Genomic DNA, 18,121 nt, shown 5'->3' with positions numbered 1-18,121 from the left:
TCAGGGGTTGGACTATAAATACTGGATTAAATAAGTTCCACTTGCCCAACTCTAGAATAGGCACGGTTAAAGTAAACCAACCCTTCATCAGTTCCGCCTTGTGGCTCAGCCTGATTGATTGCGACAACGCGGCACATAAAGACGCTATGCGTGCCGACTTCTTGAATTTGTTCAATCTCACAATCAAAGCTGACCAAGGCATCCTCCAATACAGGAGCGCCTGTTTGTAATTGTGTCCAAGAACCATATTCGAACCGTTCTTCTGAACACAGTTTAGAGGCAAAAGCATTGGATAGCTGCTCATGTTGCGCGCCTAACACATTGACACTTAGAATCTTATTTTCCAGAAAGTAGCCATGTGACCGAGACGTTTGATTCATACAGACAAGCAAGGTCGGCGGTGTGTCTGTGACACTACATACTGCCGATGCTGTAAACCCATGTATGCCCGTCGCGCCTGATGTGGTCACCACATTGACCGCAGTCGTTAGCAAAGACATGGCATCTCTAAAGTCGGTCGCGTCAATCCTATCTTTAATCATTGCTTCAATCCCGAGAAACGTTAAAAAATAACGTTAAAAAATTGTGCTTCAATTTTAGTTTTGCAAAGGAAATTCTTTAAATAGAATTTCCTAAACGGCTAAACTCTAAGCAGTCAGTTCTTGACGAACGATTTGAGCACCAGCGCTTAATGCCGCGAGCTTACCACGTGCGACTTGGCGAGATAAAGGTGCCATGCCGCAGTTGGTCGCAGGATATAGCTTATCAGCATCGACAAATTGTAGCGCTTTGCGTAGCGTATCTGCCACTTCTTCTGATGTCTCAATAGTGTTGGTTGCCACATCAATGGCACCGACCATCACTTTTTTACCACGAATCAACTCAATCAGATCCATGGGTACACGTGAGTTTTGACACTCCAGTGAGATAATATCGATTTTTGATTGTTGCAGTTTAGGGAACGCTTTTTCGTATTCGCGCCACTCTGAGCCCAGTGTCTTTTTCCAATCGGTATTGGCTTTGATGCCGTAGCCATAGCAAATATGCACAGCTGTCTCACATTTTAGACCTTCAATGGCACGCTCTAAAGTTGCAATACCCCAGTCGTTCACATCATCAAAGAACACGTTAAATGCTGGCTCATCAAACTGGATAATATCAACGCCAACCGCCTCTAATTCTTTTGCTTCTTGGTTCAGGATTTTAGCAAATTCCCAAGCCAATTTTTCACGGCTTTTATAATGACCGTCATATAACGTATCAATCATCGTCATCGGCCCTGGCAGCGCCCATTTAATTGGCTGATCGGTTTGCTGACGTAAAAACTTGGCATCATCAACGAACACGGACTTTGGACGGCTCACCGCACCAATGACTGATGGCACGCTCGCATCGTAGCGATTACGGATTTTGACCGTCTCACGCTTCTCAAAGTCGACACCATCAAGGTGTTCGATGAATGTCGTCACAAAATGCTGACGAGTCTGCTCGCCATCACTCACAATATCAATCCCTGCATGCTGCTGTTCTTGCAATGATACACGCAGCGCATCTTGCTTGGCTTCAAGCAACTGCTCGCCCTCTAACGCCCAAGGTGACCAAATTTTCTCGGGTTCTGCTAGCCAAGAAGGTTTTGGTAAGCTGCCAGCGGTAGACGTCGGTAATAGTAGTTTCATACGATTTATCTTCTGATTAATTTATTTTTTATTATGTTGATGAGTGATGCTCAGTTAAGCAGCTTGCTTCCTAGCCGTTTTCTTGTCAGCGGCTTCTTTTTGAGCAGTATCGCCTGTTACATCATAGCTTGCAGCCCATTCTTCAAGGATGGTTTGATACGGCTTAATAAAATGTGTCTCAGTAAATCTGCCTTGAGTCACTGCCATTTGACTGCGTTCGGCGCGGTCATAGACTACTTGAGTCAATGAATAATCTTGGTAATTTAGGCTAGGTTGATACACTTGTCCAGCGCTTGAGTTGGCATTGTAAATCTCAGGACGGTAGATCTTCTGAAAGGTCTCCATGGTACTGATTGCACTAATCAGCTCAAGATCGGTGTAATCACTGAGCAAGTCCCCTGCAAAATAAAAGGCTAATGGCGCGGCGCTACCTTCAGGCTTAAAATAACGTACCGTTAAGCCCATTTTATAAAAATAGTCGTCGGTCAACGAGTATTCATCTTGCTTGTATTCAATACCTAATACAGGATGCTGATTGACAGTACGATAGTAAGTCTTGCTGGTTGACACGCTCAGGCAAATCACTGGTTTTTTGTGAAAATGAGCGTTGTAAGCCTCTGAATTTAATAAATACTGAAATAATTTGCCATGCAACTCACCAAAATTATCTGGCGTTATGGATGCTAGGTTTTTGTCACGATGCTCTGGTAACACAATACTAAAGTCATAATCACGCACATAAGATGAGAAACTGTTGCCAACCATACCGTCGATACGCTTGTTTTCTTTGTGATCCACAATCGTTGTTTTTAGCGTTTCGATAATAGGAAACGTCTGACCACTGCCTTTAACATCTAGATCGACAGAGATGATATCAACTTCAACAGAATAACGATCTGCTGTCAGATTGTCCCAATGCGCCAATGCATTAAAGCGGTTATTGATCATGGTTAACGTTTTGCGTAAGTTCTCTTGGCGGTGCTCGCCGCGTGCCAAATTTGCAAAGTTAGTCGTCAAACGCGTGCTATCTGCAGGCTGATAGTTTTCGTCAAAACGAATGTGCTTAATTGAACAATTGAATTCTTTACTCATGGTGATCCGCTACCTTATTTATCTGAGATAAAACCAAATCTTTGTATGAGGTGAATCATACCGAAATCTAAACATGAATAAAAACGATACAATTTAAACATAAGATGAATTTCATTCATCTTCCTGAAAATTAGATATATAAAGGAAATTGAATAGCAGAAGTTTTGAGAATTCATTTAACGTATAACTAACCCCTTCCCATACTGGCGGCGAAGAAGGCTTTTATACTGCTTAAGAGTATTTGAGGCATAAAAAAAGGATACCGTAGTATCCTTTTTCATCGTATTCAAAGCTAATAATAAATCGATTCTAGTGATGCTCACCCGGTAAAATTCTAGCAAAGGCACGCTGAGCAATATTTGGTTTTTTATCACTCGTCAATCCAGCACGAGTACTTGGGAAAATACGATAACCCATCGATTGAATACCAACGTTAATAGCTGGTGCTAATGAATAAGTCGCTGAGGCAAATTTGCCCATGTTACTGGCAATACTGTTTGGTTTATGGACAATCGCTTTGGCAACCATCATCGCCGCCTCATCCGGCATAAGCGCAGGCATGTAGCGGTATAACTTAGTTGGCTCAATCATCGGCGTACGCACCAACGGCATAAAGATATTGGTAATCGTGACATTATCGCCTTTTACTTCAGCAGCCAAGCAGCGACTAAAGGCATCCAATGCCGATTTTGAAGCGACATAAGCGGCAAAGCGCGGGCTATTCGCCAGCACACCAATCGATGATATATTAACAATTTGACCAGTCTGACGTTCAATCATCGTCGGCAAAAATCCAAGCACTATTTTAACCGCGCCAAAGTAATTGATATCCATGGTACGCTCAAAATCATGGAAGCGATCTATAGACTCGTGTACCGAGCGGCGAATTGAGCGACCAGCGTTATTAACCAAGACATCTACATGACCGAAATCTGCCAAAATTTGCGCGCTGACTTTTTCTATATCATCCATATTGGTCAGATCACAAGGGTAATAAGTAGCTCTACCACCAAGCTCCTCGATACTGTCTTTCACGGCTTTTAATTTGTCTTCAGTACGTGCCAACAAAATCACATGAGCACCGCATTCACTGAGCAAATAGGCCGTACGCTCACCAATACCACTTGATGCCCCTGTGATAATAACATGCTTATCTTTGACTGCTTTGCTGATTGCTTTTTTTGAGGGATTGGCCATAAAAGATCCTTTTCGTAAATGATACTTCCGTTAATGTTCGCCTAAAGCATAACAAATATAATTGGATTGAAGTTAATAAATAAGCCGTAAAATGCATTTAATATCATGAATATTAGCAGTTAGGTATTTATTATCAAGTGTATTGCTTAAACTGACCGTTTTTTCTTGCTATTCGTGCGCCTGCAAAAAAGTCTCGACCACTTTAAATTGCCCAACCGTACTTTCTTCACCATACATCGCCTGTCTAAAGGCGTTAGAATTTGGAATGCCTGTCGTATACCAAGCGATATGTTTGCGAGCGATGCGGCAGCCTGAGTACTCCCCGTAGAAATCATAAAGCTCTTGCAAATGGGCCAGTACGATCTCTTTTATCTCACTAACGCTCGGTGCCTCTAGGCGCTCGCCAGTACGCAAAAAATGCTCAATATCACGAAATATCCACGGCTGACCTTGTGCAGCACGCCCAATCATCACCGCATCACAGCCAGTCATCTCATACACGTGTTGAGCTTTTTGTGCGCTATCGATATCGCCATTGGCAATAACAGGAATGCTAATGCTTTCTTTGACTTCGCGTATTAGCTCATAGCGTGCACTGCCTGTGTACATGTCTTCACGCGTACGTCCATGAATAGCAATTGCTGCAATGCCGGCCTGCTCAGCACGCTTGGCGACTCGTAAGATGTTTTCACGACCGTTTTCAAAACCCAGACGTGTCTTTAGCGTGACAGGTGCATCAACGGCATTGACCGTTGCATCTAGTAATCGCGCGACCAAATCCTCATCTTGCAACAATGCAGAGCCTGCCAGCTTACGACAAACTTTTTTGGCCGGACAGCCCATATTGATATCGATAATCTGTGCACCATTATCAATCTGATATCGTGCCGCTTCAGCCAGTTTGTCCGGCTCAGCACCTGCTATCTGTGCCGAAATAGGCGCAATCTCATTGTCAAAATTGGCACGGTATAAGGATTTTTTGCGCGCATAAAGGGCCGTATCAGCGATGATCATTTCACTGACCGCATGACCTGCGCCAAATGATTTGCACAATCGACGAAAAGGGTTGTCCGTCACGCCTGCCATCGGTGCGACCATCAAACGATTTTCAATCGTCAGGCCACCGATATTTAATGGCTGTAATAGCGGATGATCAGACAAAGTCGAGGACGAAGGAAAAGCGGGAGAATCAGTAGACATAAAAAACGGCTTGATTTGTAAGGAAAACAAGCCGTTATTCTAAGGATTCCTGCGTTTATTGCAAGCTATTCACGTGAATAGCTTGCATAAGCATTGGTCATTTTTGATACATTTCATGCATTATTTATCAAGCACACTGCCCTGCTCTAGTGTGATGTCATCATCATGCTCTTGCATGCGCCACGGTAGACTATCAGGCGATATATTGAGGAAATGTAAATACTTCTCAAACTGATCAATGATGTCATTAATCACTGATTCAGATTTGTAGCCGTATAAGTCATAGGTCTGACCACCACGGCGTAGATACACCTCAGCGCGATGATGATGCTCTTGTGGCAAGGTATCTGCGCTGTCTTCAGTATAATAATCAGGCGCATCATGTTCAGATAAGCGAACTTCATACCAAAACTCGACATCGTCACCGCGCTGTAGCTCTAATACAGCTCGGTTATTGACCGCATCATAATTGACCTCAGTCGTCCAGCCGGTTTCTGCAAATTTAGACGACACCTCCATCATCGAAGGCATAACCACTTCTTTGATATAACTTAAGACCTTGTCACGCGTTGGCTTATCGGTCATATAATCAATACGCTCGCGCCATGCAGACGGTTTGAGTAAATGCGGCGGCAGTCTGTTGTCATTACCAAGGCTCTGATTACGATGTCCTTCGATACGCAGCGCACGCCACATACCAAACATTGAAATAAGAATAATAATCGCAAATGGTAACGCACTAACGATAGCCGCTGTTTGTAGGGCTTCTAAACCACCTGCAAGTAGTAATACTGCTGCGACAGCACCTTCAGTCACTACCCAAAAGCTACGCTGCCACCATGGCGTATCACTGCGACCACCTGCCGCTAGCGAGTCGATTACCAATGAGCCAGAATCTGATGACGTCACAAAAAACGTAATAATCAACAAAATAGTCAATGACGACACAAATTCGGTAAACGGTAACCGCTCTAATAATTTAAACAAAGCAATCGCTTGGTTGTTTTGTACTTCACTGATTAATGAGGTATAACCATCGACCATAATCATATGTAGCGCGGTATCACCAAACACCGAAAACCAGAAGAACGTAAAGAAAGTCGGTACTAGCATCACACCCAATACGAACTCACGAATAGTACGACCACGGCTAATCTTAGCGATAAACAGACCTACAAAAGGTGCCCATGCAATCGTCCATGCAAAAATAAATAAAGTCCAGCTGCCGATCCAATTGCTATTCTCGTATGCCTGCAAGCTAAAGGTACGTTCAACGATATTACCCAAATAACTACCTGTATTTTCCATAAAGGCATTCAAGATAAAAATGGTCGGACCGACAACAAATACGAACAGCATCAACGCAGTTGCCAACAGCATATTTAAAATAGATAAACGTTTTACACCCTTATCCATCCCTGCCAACACCGATACCAATGCCGCGGCGGTCACCAAAGCAATGGCAATCACCTGTACAGTCGTATTCACTGGAATGATATCTGGCAATAGATAATTGAGTCCCGCATTGATTTGCGACACTGATAAGCCAAGACTGGTAGCAATACCAAACATCGTACCTAATATCGCAAACACATCAACCGTATGACCGATAGGGCCATGAATCCTGTCACCGATAATCGGGTATAGCGTCGAGCGTATTGATAGTGGTAAACCATGACGAAACGCAAAATAAGCTAGTGATAAACCAACGACACCATAAATTGCCCAAATATGAAAACCCCAATGGAAATACGCAATTTGCATCGCTTCTTTTGCCGCGGCGATAGTCTGCGGATCCGACATTGGCGGACTAGAAAAGTGCATTACTGGTTCCGCTACCCCATAAAACAGTAGCGCAATCCCGTAACCTGCCGAAAACAGCATGGCAAACCATTCAAGGAATCCGTACTCCGCCTCAGCATGATCAGGGCCCAGCTTGATACTGCCATAAGACGAAAACGCCAGTACAATAATGAACATCAAAAACAGTGCCACTGCCAGCATATAAAACCAGCCGAATGTCTCAGTCGTAAAACTAAGCACATCACTAAACAGAGCACCCGCTGCTTCAGGATTAATAGCCGTACCAATGACCAATAGCAGCATAATAATGGCTGCAGGTACAAAGACTGGTAATAAAATAGTCGAACGAGGTAATTTACTCATGAAAGATAATATCCTCAAAAGTTGACGATGCCTTTTTATGAAAATTTTTAATTAAGGCAAAGATTAGAAAATGTGTGTGAATGGTTATAATAATTATCACACTCTTTTCCAAAACCCTAGACAAGCGTTCAACTCGTAACATGACTTTAACGAATGTTACATGACTATTACCAAGAAAATAAAAAAGGCAGCTTGCTAGCTGCCTTTGGATTGTATATGTACTCTACTTTGGTAATTTATAATCTATAAATGCTCGCTAATTCATAAATACCAGTATTTGTTGTACCTAAACAGAAGCAATCTGTTTCCTAACTAAGCATCAATCACTGCCGCCAACTTCTGCGCAATATTTGCCAAATCATTATTATCAGCTTGGGTTACTGCATGACGACCCAATTCATGGATACTTGATGGAATGAGATGTACATGATAATGAAAGACTGTTTGACCTGCTTGTGAGCCATTCAACTGCATTTGGATAACGCCTTCACGCTCAAATACTTGGCGCTGAGCTTGCATAACTTTTTTAGACGTCATTAGCACCGCAGCAGCATATTCAGGCTCAAGATCCGCCAAATCAACGGCTTTCTGTTTTGGTATGACCAATACATGGCCTTCTGCTTGTGGCATGATATCCATAAAGGCGAGCGTTTTATCATCTTCATATACTTTGTGATATGGAATATCACCATCTAGCATTTTGGCAAAAATGTTATTGTCATCATAAGCAGTTTGTGGATTTACTTCAGTCATTATTTCTTCCTTTAAGAGTTTTATTATTAGTTAATTAATAGCTTAATAGCTATCAAAAATAGATAAAAGTGTCTGTCATATAGTGGACGAAATATAGTTTTAGTACAAGTCAGTATGACAATCGAATTTGAAAAATATCAAGCCATATTCCAACCATGCTAGCTCACTAATTTATTGGCAGGCCGTACCCTTAAAATGTTATATTAACCCTCTATTTTAATAACGCTATGCTTATGGATTTGCCTACTTTGCCAACTCAACCAGATATGGATAATACTGCTGTAACCCTTGATAATCAGGAAGAATACTCTGATATTGAGAGGGAAAGTGGTACTCAAACCATCGATCCAAACGCTATCATATTAGCAGAAGCATTGACTGATAAAGCCATCAGCTGGCAGATACATAATTGTAAAATTATAAAGAAGACTGTTACGCAAGATTTGCCATTGCCTTTTTTGTATCACTATGACAGTTTAGATGATGCGATCAAACAAACGCACCCGCTCACTCCTGAGTTACTGCTTCAATTCAATACACCCATGTCGGCTCATGAGGCTGCCAAGTTAATTGGCATTGACGAGGAACTGCTGACCAGTCCTTGGCATGTGAAAATTATTGGCTCGTTGGTCGTATTTAGTGAGGCATTACAATTGGCCGTACGGCTACATTGGACCAATACGGGTAAAGAGACGCAGCAGGTATATACCAAGGATGCTGCCGACGCTATTATTGCCGCTTTTAAAGACTGGCAGTTTTTTGGTCGTGTAGACGTCCTTTATAAAAACAATAAGCAAATATTAATTAGTATTGACGAGCTAAACCCTAACACGCAAGCACTACCTGCCGAGTCACTGTTGACGATTGAAGCTAGCGGCGATTATCAACAGCTACTGGCTACTCATGCGCTTGCAGCCATTGTAAAATTAGAAGCAGACAAAGCCGATCTTCCTTGGTTTGACAAAGCCATATTAGAACGTATTGAATAGATATTTTGAATAACGGTTTTTTCGCTCATCGCTTGTGGTTATTAATTCGTTATTATTAATTCACTGTTATTAGCATATTGTTTTTAGTTATTCATATCTAATGGTATGGTAACGAATTAGTATTATTCACTAGTACTCACTCTCTATAAAAAGCACACTATCCCTATTAAAACTAAGGGTGCACATTTTAACAACCCCGCCTATTTGTAAGGAATATCACATGGATTATCGCTCAAAAACCTCTACCGGCGGTCGTAATATGGCAGGCGCGCGCGCATTATGGCGTGCAACCGGCATGACTGACGGCGACTTTGGCAAACCAATCATTGCGATTGCTAACTCTTTTACCCAGTTTGTACCCGGCCATGTGCATCTAAAAGACCTTGGACAACTGGTCGCCCGTGAGATTGAGCAAGCAGGCGGCGTTGCAAAAGAATTCAATACCATTGCGGTCGATGATGGTATTGCGATGGGCCATAGCGGTATGTTGTACTCGCTACCAAGCCGCGATTTGATCGCTGACTCTGTCGAGTATATGGTCAATGCCCACTGTGCAGATGCACTAGTTTGTATTTCTAACTGCGACAAAATCACTCCGGGTATGCTGATGGCCGCCATGCGCCTTAACATTCCAGTGGTGTTTATTTCAGGTGGTCCAATGGAAGCGGGCAAAATCTTAGCCAGTACCGTTGGTAAGAGCCACAATACCGATAGTAGTGACAGCAGTGCTGTTCGCAAACTTGACCTTGTCGATGCGATGATGGACGCTGCTGATGATAGCATCAGTGATGAAGACGTCGCCGCTATCGAAGCTTCAGCCTGCCCTACTTGTGGCTCATGCTCTGGTATGTTCACAGCAAACTCGATGAACTGCTTGACCGAAGCTTTAGGTCTAGCTTTACCAGGTAACGGCTCACTACTAGCTACTCATTCATTGCGCCGCGAGCTATTCTTAGAAGCGGGTCGTACGATTGTCTCATTAGCCAAGCGTCGTTATGAGCAAGATGATGACTCTGTACTACCACGCTCTATCGCTACCAAAGCTGCTTTTGAAAACGCCATGAGCTTAGATATCGCCATGGGTGGTTCTACCAATACCATCTTGCATCTACTTGCTGCGGCCAATGAAGCAGAGATTGACTTTAAGATGGCTGACATTGACCGTCTAAGTCGCGGTGTACCTTGTCTGGCAAAAGTAGCCCCTGCCTCACAGAAATACCATATGGAAGATGTGCATCGTGCTGGCGGTGTCTTTGCATTACTTGCTGAACTTGATCGCGCCGAGTTACTAAAAACTGATGTACCGACTATCCATAGCGCAACGATGAAAGAAGCGATCGGTAAGTGGGACATCATGAACCCTGACAACCATGAAGCTCGCGCACGCTTCCTTGCAGCACCTGGTGGCGTACGTACCACAGAAGCGTTCTCACAATCAAAAGAGTGGTCAAACCTCGACGTCAACCGTGAGTCAGGCTGTATCCGTAGTGCCAAACACGCCTACTCTACAGATGGCGGCTTAGCCGTACTATATGGCAATATCGCCGAGCGTGGCTGCGTGGTCAAAACCGCAGGCGTTGATGAAAGCATCTTGACCTTTACTGGTCGTGCACGTCTATTTGAATCACAAGACGATGCGGTTGCTGCGGTATTGGCTGATCAAATCGTTGCAGGCGATGTGGTCATCATTCGCTACGAAGGCCCTAAAGGCGGCCCTGGTATGCAAGAGATGCTATACCCAACGACTTATCTGAAGTCAAAAGGATTGGGTAAAGAATGCGCCCTACTGACTGATGGTCGCTTCTCTGGTGGTACATCAGGTCTATCAATTGGCCATGCTAGCCCAGAAGCTGCTGAAGGCGGGGCGATTGGTTTGGTCGAAGAAGGCGATAGTATTCATATCGATATCCCAAACCGTACCATCAACATGAAAGTGAGTGATGCAGACTTAGCCGCTCGCCGAGAAGCTATGGAAGCGCGTGGTCGTGATGCATGGAAACCCGTCAGTCGTGATCGTCATGTCTCGCCAGCATTACGTGCTTATGCGGCTATGACCACCAGTGCTGATACTGGTGCCGTACGTGACGTGAGCCAAGTGGAGCGTTAATCCATATACTATTGATATTTCAAACATACTGATAAAAACATATTAAGCCTGCGCAATGCAGGCTTTTTTTTCACCAAAAAACAACGTAGCTGTCGTTTTGATAACTATTTTTTGCGGTAATTATTTTATTTTGACGTCATGATAAAGAGTATCAGTGACTGACTATCAACTATTGCTATTAATTATCATCGATATCTAAAACTACTTTTTTAAAATCGACCCTTAAAACATAACGACGTGCGTAAACCTTATGATTGAAAAATATAACTTATTCTTATTAATCTGCGGGATTGCCTTTTTACTCGGGGCCTTGTTTCCTGTTATTTTTAAGCGCACCTCTATCTCATTACCGATGCTCCAAGTCAGCTTCGGTCTGATGATGGGCTACTGGTGGACGTCTTTATCCTTTTTAGACCCACTTGATAACGGTTTACTCATCGAAAAACTGACTGAGATTGTTGTACTGGTCTCATTGGTTGGTGCTGGTATTAAAATCGATACAGAGCTGTCTTGGCGATTGTGGCGACCAACAGTAAGGCTACTACTTATTACCATGCCTATTGGTATTTTTGCGATGGCAGTCTTGGGGTATTACGCGTTTGGTTTGAGCCTTGGTGCAGCTATCTTATTAGGTGCAGTGTTAGCGCCCACTGATCCCGTGTTGGCTTCTAGCATTCAGGTGGGACCTCCCAATACAGGAGGAGAAGACACACCGCGCTTTACCTTGACGTCAGAGGCAGGGTTGAACGATGGCCTGGCTTTTCCGTTTGTGTATTTAGCGATTAAAATTGCGGAAGCATTCAGTGAAGGCAAAGCCTTTACTTACGAGATGCTATGGTCGTGGTTTACTCATGATGTCTTATGGAAGATTGGCGCAGGCGTAGTGGTAGGTGTACTGGTTGGTAAAATATTGGCCAAAATCGTGTTTTCTAGACACACTCGCGAGACTACCATCTCGCAAGGTTATGTGGTTATTGCATTGACGCTACTAGCCTATGGTCTTGCCGAGTATGTACACAGCTATGGCTTTATCGCTGTATTTGTGGCCGCATTTGCGTTTCGTCGCTCGGAGTGTGAGCATACCTATCATCAAAAACTGCATGATTTCGCTGAGCAATCAGAAGGCTTATTAATGTCATTAGTGCTGGTTATCTTCGGCATGTTCCTCGGTCAAGGGCTGCAGGCAGGTGTCGAGTTGACATGGCGCGTCTATATCGTCAGCTTTACCTTCTTATTACTTATACGTCCAATTGGTGGATTTATTGCCTTATCAGGATTGAACCTACCCCATACCGAGAAATACGCAATATCAGCTTTGGGTATTCGCGGTATCGGTACTTTGTATTATCTGTCCTATGCGCTCAATCAAAGTTTCTTCGCAGATGAAGATGCGCTTAAACTATGGATTGTCTGTTCGATTGTTATTTTGACTTCTATCTTTATCCATGGTCTCAGCGCATCAAGATTGCTTAAAATGACACCAAAAAAGCAGCATTAAAATTAATGCTGCTTTTATTTGAAACAGAATCAATTCGCGATTAAAACTAGCATTATTAAAGTATCTCTTCTACCCAGCTCAAGACGGCTTCTGTCAGCGCAAACTGACGAACGTCATTGAGCATAGTGGCATCAAAATTATGGATAAAAGCAAATGATAATTGGCGCTCAGGGTCACACCAAGCAACCGAACCGTTATATCCCATATGCCCAAATCCTGATAATGCAGGACTCATTCTCTTATCCGTATCATCGTTGTTAGCATACAAGCTAAATAATCTATGGTATCCCAATCGCCATTTCATAGCCGCTGGCATAACCGCATCTAAACCCTCGACCTGCGGCGTAGATAACTGCTCAAAAGTAGCACTATCAATCAGCGTTTTTCCTTGCCATACACCGCCATTAGCGAGCATTGCGTAAATCGTTGCCAGTGCTTTAGCGGAAGCGACACCATTTGCCGCTGGAATGACCGCCTGTAATGTTTGACGCTTATGATAATCAAGCGCGTGCTTGCCAGCAGGTATCAGCGCCGCCTTATAGTTTTTTAGATTGAGCTGACTGGTATTGAAATATAAGCTATTGATACGCGCCGTATTCAAGATAGGTTGTATGCTGTCAGTATCAGGGTTATTTAGACTGTCATCAAGGTTACTTTGCGTCTCAGCTGCACGCTTGTCATTTAGCATTTTCTGTTGCCAGTAATGATAACTAGGTAAGCTTGTATAAGTACGTAAAGTCTCTTGAGAGTCTACTTTTAAGGTTGGTTTTTGGCGTCTCGATTTTAATTGGGAGCTCGTATCCTCTGTTTCTTCAAAATCTTTGGCCAATTTTGCCACCTGATCTACTTTGCTATCTGGCACACCAAAATAGCAGCTGTCGGCAATACCCAGAGGCTCTGTTAGATACTGGCGCAGTGCTTCAGCGAATGATAGATTCGTGACCGCATCTACTACGCCGCCCAATATCCAACCATAGATCAATGCACTATAAGCGCTGTCATATTTGGGCGCATCTTCGGGAGAGGTAATAGGCATCGCTGCAATGTGACGCAGCATCGTATTCCAATCGAGTACCGTCTCGCTATCGACATCGATACTTTGAATCGAAAACAAATCAGCCTGATGTGACATGATTTGTCGCAACGTAATTTGGTCTTTGCCGTTTGCAGCAAATTCTGGCCAATAATGGGCAATAGGTTTGTCATATTCGATCAGTTGCTGCGAAACCAGCACATGAACCAACGTTGCCAATACCCCTTTACCAGTAGAAAAGTTAATTGCCAACGTATCGGGTAGCCACGACATATCGGGACGCGCCATACCTGTACTGGCTTGCGCAATGCATTGACCTGCTTGATACACGGCCACAGCCCCGCCAGCAGGTGCATCATCAAGCTGTAAATCTGTCAGTAATTGCTGTAAGTTTTTTTGAAAGTCAGCGTTTATAGATGTATTAGAATTTTCTGTATTATGATCCATTATTATTACCTTACTCCAGTGATATGAATTATTCTATTTTTAAAATGATAGCTATATGTAAGCTATAGTCAAAGAGGGCTAAAACGAATACAAGGTAGCCGATTACAGATTGCACAAGTAGTTCTTTGACTATATAAAATATTTGAACCAGTATAAATGAATTGTGAGCCAATAAAAAAGGCCACCTATTGGTCGCCTTTTTTATTATTTATTCCGATAACATTTTTAAATTTTGCTAACGTCTAAGACAGCAATAATATTCAATGCCACAAATCTAGTTAACGCGGTACTAGTAAACGGTTATGAACTTCTTGTTCAAGCTTAGTCAAACCATGGCTGCGACCACGTTCCATAGCCGTATCCATCTTACGTCCACGCAACCATCCTGCCCGTAGCGCTATTGCAGCTCCTACTCTATTGCCCGACCCACAGTGCATAGCGACTTTTTTGCCATGATGTTGGCGTAATACATTATCAAATGCCAATATCTTAAGCTGCTTTAGCTCTTTGGCACCGCTGATAGGCAGCTGTTCGTAGTGCATACCTGCTTGCTCAACCGCCGATGCCTCATCAAAGCTTAATTCGTCATCAGGCTGCAGGTTGATGACCAGCTCGACGCCCGCTTTCGCTAAAGCCGCGACTTTTTCGTCATCTAATGCACCGCATACGATAGTGTTTGCGTCTGGACGAAAATAAGGCTCAAAGATATCGGCCAAATCAATGCCATTATCAGCACTAACATGAATGTTAGCGCCGCTATCATTAGCAGCGACCGTATCAGTCGTTATCGAGCTATCTGTTTGATCTACGTCTATCGCGTTTTCTTCTGAAGGCATGTTTTGTGAAGTCATAATAATAAATATGTACGTTAAATATGGCTATTAAAATAGAAGCTTTATGATGTTTATATTACTTGCTGTCGCTCTTTAAGGTCATAACACCCGCCAAATGCGGTTTATTGTTTTTAGAGCTATACAATCCAAACTCACAAGTATCATCTATGTTTGTAAGTTGGGCTACTGGCTCAGCAATCAGCTCTACTTCAGCTGGCAAAAAGATAGGCAGCTTAAATGCGACATCAATCGTGTAAGCATCAGGCAAGTCACCCATTAGAGCAAGACACTTAGCTTTTGACCACATACCGTGCGCAATCGCTTTAGGAAAACCAAACGCGCGTGCTGATAGTGGATGCAAATGAATCAAGTTAAAGTCGCCTGAGACAAAGGCATAACGACGACCGATATCTTCTGGCACTTCAAAAATGCTATGAACACCTGCTTCGTTTACTTCAGGCTTGACCATGACCGGACGCGGCGCGCTCTTCTTATCTTTACTGCTAGGTTTTTTGCTACGTGATAAATAAGTCGATGTACCTTCCCAGATAACTTCATCTTCTGACTTTACGATAGTCACGAAGTCAAACTGCTGACCTTGGGCATGATCGCGCAGGTTATCAAAAGTGACCGACATTGCTACCGTTTCACGCTCCCCAATCGGGCGATACTGGGTGACGCTATTATCGACATGGACAAGACCCAACATGGCAAATGGGAATGGCTCTTTGACCATCATGTTCATTTGCAGCGTCTGTGACAATACTGAAAAGTAAGTTGCTGGCACTTTACCATCATCAGCAAAACCGCAAATTTTGCGATAGTCATCTAGGTTTTCTTGATCGATATGCAAGTCATCTACATAGTAAGTAGATTGTGGCAACTGGTCTCTACTGACCTTGCCACCATTACCGATAGGCAATAAGCTTTTGACAATATTGGCATAAGTGGTGTGCGCTTTTGGCAACGCATCATAATGTTTGTCTGACATAAGTACATCCTAAGTGTGGCTTGAACAAGTTCTTTAACGTATATAAATACAATCTGCAGTCATTGACTAAAGCCTACTATTAAATCATCTAATAAGCATTAAATTTAATCAACCTCATGAGTATCTTTAATAGCAAAAAATAGTTTGGCTATTGGTTCTTGTGTTTTTATCATAAAAAAGCCACCCTTGGGCAGCTTTATTACACTTTATCAGAGATTATTTCGTAAGCATATGTGATACAAACGAGAAATAATAGGCCATATGATACAACTACTGTCTCTATCTGCACCTTATTTCTCACATATACCTGTCAATTAATCAACATTACGCACCAAGTAAGCTTTGACCACAGACGCGAACCGTGTTGCCATTTAGACCGCCAGACGCAGGTGACGCGAACCATGCGATAGTCTCAGCCACATCTACTGGCAAACCGCCTTGGCTCATTGAATTCATGCGGCGACCAGCTTCACGAATAGCAAACGGAATGGCTTCTGTCATTTGGGTTTCGATGAAACCAGGAGCGACTGCATTGATCGTCATGCCTTTAGCATTGTCTTCTAATTGCTTGGCAGTTGCGTTAACCAAACCAATTACCCCAGCTTTAGAAGTGGCATAGTTGGTCTGACCCATGTTGCCCGCGATACCTGAAATTGAAGACACACATACGATACGTGCGTTTTCTTTCAGTACATCATTGTCCAACAAGTAGCGATTCAATCTAGCGATACTGCCTAAGTTGATATCAATGACCATGTTCCATTTTTTCTCATCCATCTTAGCCAATGTCTTATCACGAGTCACGCCAGCATTATGGATGATTGAATCTAGACCACCACGTTTTTGGGCAGCGTCAGCGATTTCTGCACCAGCGTTTTCACTAGTGATATCTACCGTCAAAGCAGAGCCACTGATTTCGCTAGCAACTTTTTGTAGGTCAGCTTGCTGCTGTGGTACATCTAGACAGATAACATGAGCCCCTTCACGAGCCAACACGCGAGCGATAGCTTCGCCAATACCGCGACTTGCGCCAGTCACTAGCATAGTCTTGCCGCCCAAAGGCTGGTTCCAGTCAACATCGACCGAGCTGCCTTTACTGACACGTACTACTTGTCCTGATACGTAAGCTGAACGAGCTGAGGTAAAAAAGCGTAAGGTTGAATCTAGGTTTTGCTCTGCGCCTTCTTCAACATAAATCAGCTGCGCTGTGATACCGCGCTTAAACTCTTTGCCCACTGACTTCACAAAACCTTCAAGCGAGCGTTGAGCCATTGCAGATTCAATATCAGTGATGTTCTCTGGCGTACGACCAACCACGACCACACGGCCTGATTTTTCTACGCGGCGTGCAACTGTATGGAAAAACTCATAAAGCTCTTTTAGCTGTTCAGCATTGCTAATATTACTGGCATCAAAAAGCAGTACTTTGAATTGATCATCGCCGCCCGTGTTGGCTTTTGCCTCTACGCCTGCATCAGCAAGTGCGTCTTTGATATCATCGCTGCTGTTTACATATACTTCAGCATGGACATCTGACAGGATACGGGCAACAGATTCACTGACACTCTTGTCATCACCAGTAGCACGGCCAACCAATACGCTACCACGCACCAAACGCTCACCGCTTTCGAAACGATCAAGCGTCGTTGGCATTGGCAAACCTAAGTTTTTTGCTACTTTTTTGCCAATAGAAGATTGAACAAAATCACCATAACGGTCTGACATAATATAATCCTTATAATTAATGATTCGTATAATAATAAAAAATGCAATGAATCTATTATATAGAGACATTGACATCGTCATTATTTAAATTTAGTAAATCGCCTCAAAACTAGCCTAACTATACACTTCCCTTATAAACAAGTCCAAAAACAGATAATGTCTACAACAATCTGTAAACAAGTCAGTATACAAGCCAGTCGTTTTTAGCAGCGTTAAGCGCCACTATAACATGTTAAAATCCGACCTATAGGTTATGGCATACTTAATTATTGATAACAATATATTATCAAACGTACTGTTATGCAATGCTAATATTTCTTACTAGTCAGTCTATTAGAGCCATGCGTCATGGTCATGAATCTACTACCGACCTCATACAAGCGTCACATAGTTTGCTAAAGAGATACATTAAGT

Annotated in this window: 14 protein-coding genes; 3 read left to right on the top strand and 11 right to left on the bottom strand. The window is 43.1% G+C overall.

Features of this window, described 5'->3' with window-relative positions:
* Positions 1 to 26: 26 nt before the first annotated feature.
* The 7 genes from CXF61_RS04400 to CXF61_RS04370 all read right to left on the bottom strand — a co-directional run bounded on the left by CXF61_RS04400 (position 27) and on the right by CXF61_RS04370 (position 8,084).
* Entirely contained in the window at positions 27 to 542 is a 516-nt protein-coding gene (locus CXF61_RS04400) for a flavin reductase (protein WP_165597300.1), read from the bottom strand.
* A gap of 105 nt (positions 543 to 647) precedes the next feature.
* Positions 648 to 1,676, bottom strand: coding sequence for a methionine synthase (locus tag CXF61_RS04395; RefSeq protein ID WP_165597299.1), 1,029 nt, complete (start codon positions 1,674 to 1,676; stop codon positions 648 to 650).
* Positions 1,677 to 1,730: 54 nt separating this feature from the next.
* Positions 1,731 to 2,768, bottom strand: a complete 1,038-nt coding sequence (locus tag CXF61_RS04390) for a DUF1852 domain-containing protein (protein ID WP_165597298.1) — start codon at positions 2,766 to 2,768, stop codon at positions 1,731 to 1,733.
* Between the two features lie 309 nt (positions 2,769 to 3,077).
* Positions 3,078 to 3,965, bottom strand: coding sequence for an SDR family NAD(P)-dependent oxidoreductase (locus CXF61_RS04385; RefSeq protein ID WP_165597297.1), 888 nt, complete (start codon positions 3,963 to 3,965; stop codon positions 3,078 to 3,080).
* A gap of 168 nt (positions 3,966 to 4,133) precedes the next feature.
* Complete coding sequence (dusB, locus tag CXF61_RS04380; protein WP_165597296.1) at positions 4,134 to 5,165, bottom strand: tRNA dihydrouridine synthase DusB; 1,032 nt, start codon at positions 5,163 to 5,165, stop codon at positions 4,134 to 4,136.
* Between the two features lie 120 nt (positions 5,166 to 5,285).
* Positions 5,286 to 7,331, bottom strand: a complete 2,046-nt coding sequence (locus tag CXF61_RS04375) for a BCCT family transporter (protein ID WP_165597295.1) — start codon at positions 7,329 to 7,331, stop codon at positions 5,286 to 5,288.
* A gap of 312 nt (positions 7,332 to 7,643) precedes the next feature.
* A complete protein-coding gene (locus tag CXF61_RS04370) occupies positions 7,644 to 8,084 on the bottom strand; it encodes an HIT family protein (protein WP_160020871.1) in 441 nt (146 codons plus the stop codon).
* Between the two features lie 233 nt (positions 8,085 to 8,317).
* On the opposite strand from CXF61_RS04370, the gene CXF61_RS04365 reads away from it, so the two are divergent.
* The 3 genes from CXF61_RS04365 (at position 8,318) to CXF61_RS04355 (ending at position 12,678) form a co-directional block, all read left to right on the top strand.
* Positions 8,318 to 9,073, top strand: a complete 756-nt coding sequence (locus tag CXF61_RS04365) for a hypothetical protein (protein WP_165597294.1) — start codon at positions 8,318 to 8,320, stop codon at positions 9,071 to 9,073.
* 220 nt (positions 9,074 to 9,293) lie between these two features.
* Complete coding sequence (gene ilvD / locus CXF61_RS04360; RefSeq protein ID WP_165597293.1) at positions 9,294 to 11,180, top strand: dihydroxy-acid dehydratase; 1,887 nt, start codon at positions 9,294 to 9,296, stop codon at positions 11,178 to 11,180.
* A 250-nt stretch (positions 11,181 to 11,430) separates the two neighbouring features.
* A complete protein-coding gene (locus CXF61_RS04355) occupies positions 11,431 to 12,678 on the top strand; it encodes a cation:proton antiporter (protein ID WP_165597292.1) in 1,248 nt (415 codons plus the stop codon).
* Positions 12,679 to 12,733: 55 nt separating this feature from the next.
* Here the strand turns inward: CXF61_RS04355 and CXF61_RS04350 are convergent, their stop codons facing one another.
* The 4 genes from CXF61_RS04350 to CXF61_RS04335 all read right to left on the bottom strand — a co-directional run bounded on the left by CXF61_RS04350 (position 12,734) and on the right by CXF61_RS04335 (position 17,707).
* A complete protein-coding gene (locus tag CXF61_RS04350) occupies positions 12,734 to 14,158 on the bottom strand; it encodes a serine hydrolase domain-containing protein (RefSeq protein WP_165597291.1) in 1,425 nt (474 codons plus the stop codon).
* 278 nt (positions 14,159 to 14,436) lie between these two features.
* Complete coding sequence (locus CXF61_RS04345; RefSeq protein WP_227526595.1) at positions 14,437 to 15,009, bottom strand: protein tyrosine phosphatase family protein; 573 nt, start codon at positions 15,007 to 15,009, stop codon at positions 14,437 to 14,439.
* Between the two features lie 58 nt (positions 15,010 to 15,067).
* Complete coding sequence (locus tag CXF61_RS04340) at positions 15,068 to 15,982, bottom strand: MaoC family dehydratase (RefSeq protein WP_165597290.1); 915 nt, start codon at positions 15,980 to 15,982, stop codon at positions 15,068 to 15,070.
* A gap of 324 nt (positions 15,983 to 16,306) precedes the next feature.
* Positions 16,307 to 17,707 (bottom strand): 3-oxoacyl-ACP reductase, encoded by a 1,401-nt coding sequence (locus CXF61_RS04335; protein WP_165597289.1) that lies wholly within the window; start codon positions 17,705 to 17,707, stop codon positions 16,307 to 16,309.
* Positions 17,708 to 18,121: the final 414 nt, after the last annotated feature.

It is taken from the genome of Psychrobacter sp. 4Dc (assembly GCF_002836715.1).
GTDB lineage: Bacteria > Pseudomonadota > Gammaproteobacteria > Pseudomonadales > Moraxellaceae > Psychrobacter.
The sequence above is the reverse complement of the archived record's forward strand: the minus strand, read 5'-3'. Positions and strand labels throughout refer to the sequence as shown.

Coding starts and splice junctions, on each gene's coding strand:
- CXF61_RS04400 (WP_165597300.1), bottom strand. CDS start 542: ATGATTAAAGATAGGATTGACGCGACCGACTTTAGAGATGCCATGTCT.
- CXF61_RS04395 (WP_165597299.1), bottom strand. CDS start 1,676: ATGAAACTACTATTACCGACGTCTACCGCTGGCAGCTTACCAAAACCT.
- CXF61_RS04390 (WP_165597298.1), bottom strand. CDS start 2,768: ATGAGTAAAGAATTCAATTGTTCAATTAAGCACATTCGTTTTGACGAA.
- CXF61_RS04385 (WP_165597297.1), bottom strand. CDS start 3,965: ATGGCCAATCCCTCAAAAAAAGCAATCAGCAAAGCAGTCAAAGATAAG.
- dusB (WP_165597296.1), bottom strand. CDS start 5,165: ATGTCTACTGATTCTCCCGCTTTTCCTTCGTCCTCGACTTTGTCTGAT.
- CXF61_RS04375 (WP_165597295.1), bottom strand. CDS start 7,331: ATGAGTAAATTACCTCGTTCGACTATTTTATTACCAGTCTTTGTACCT.
- CXF61_RS04370 (WP_160020871.1), bottom strand. CDS start 8,084: ATGACTGAAGTAAATCCACAAACTGCTTATGATGACAATAACATTTTT.
- CXF61_RS04365 (WP_165597294.1), top strand. CDS start 8,318: ATGGATTTGCCTACTTTGCCAACTCAACCAGATATGGATAATACTGCT.
- ilvD (WP_165597293.1), top strand. CDS start 9,294: ATGGATTATCGCTCAAAAACCTCTACCGGCGGTCGTAATATGGCAGGC.
- CXF61_RS04355 (WP_165597292.1), top strand. CDS start 11,431: ATGATTGAAAAATATAACTTATTCTTATTAATCTGCGGGATTGCCTTT.
- CXF61_RS04350 (WP_165597291.1), bottom strand. CDS start 14,158: ATGGATCATAATACAGAAAATTCTAATACATCTATAAACGCTGACTTT.
- CXF61_RS04345 (WP_227526595.1), bottom strand. CDS start 15,009: ATGACTTCACAAAACATGCCTTCAGAAGAAAACGCGATAGACGTAGAT.
- CXF61_RS04340 (WP_165597290.1), bottom strand. CDS start 15,982: ATGTCAGACAAACATTATGATGCGTTGCCAAAAGCGCACACCACTTAT.
- CXF61_RS04335 (WP_165597289.1), bottom strand. CDS start 17,707: ATGTCAGACCGTTATGGTGATTTTGTTCAATCTTCTATTGGCAAAAAA.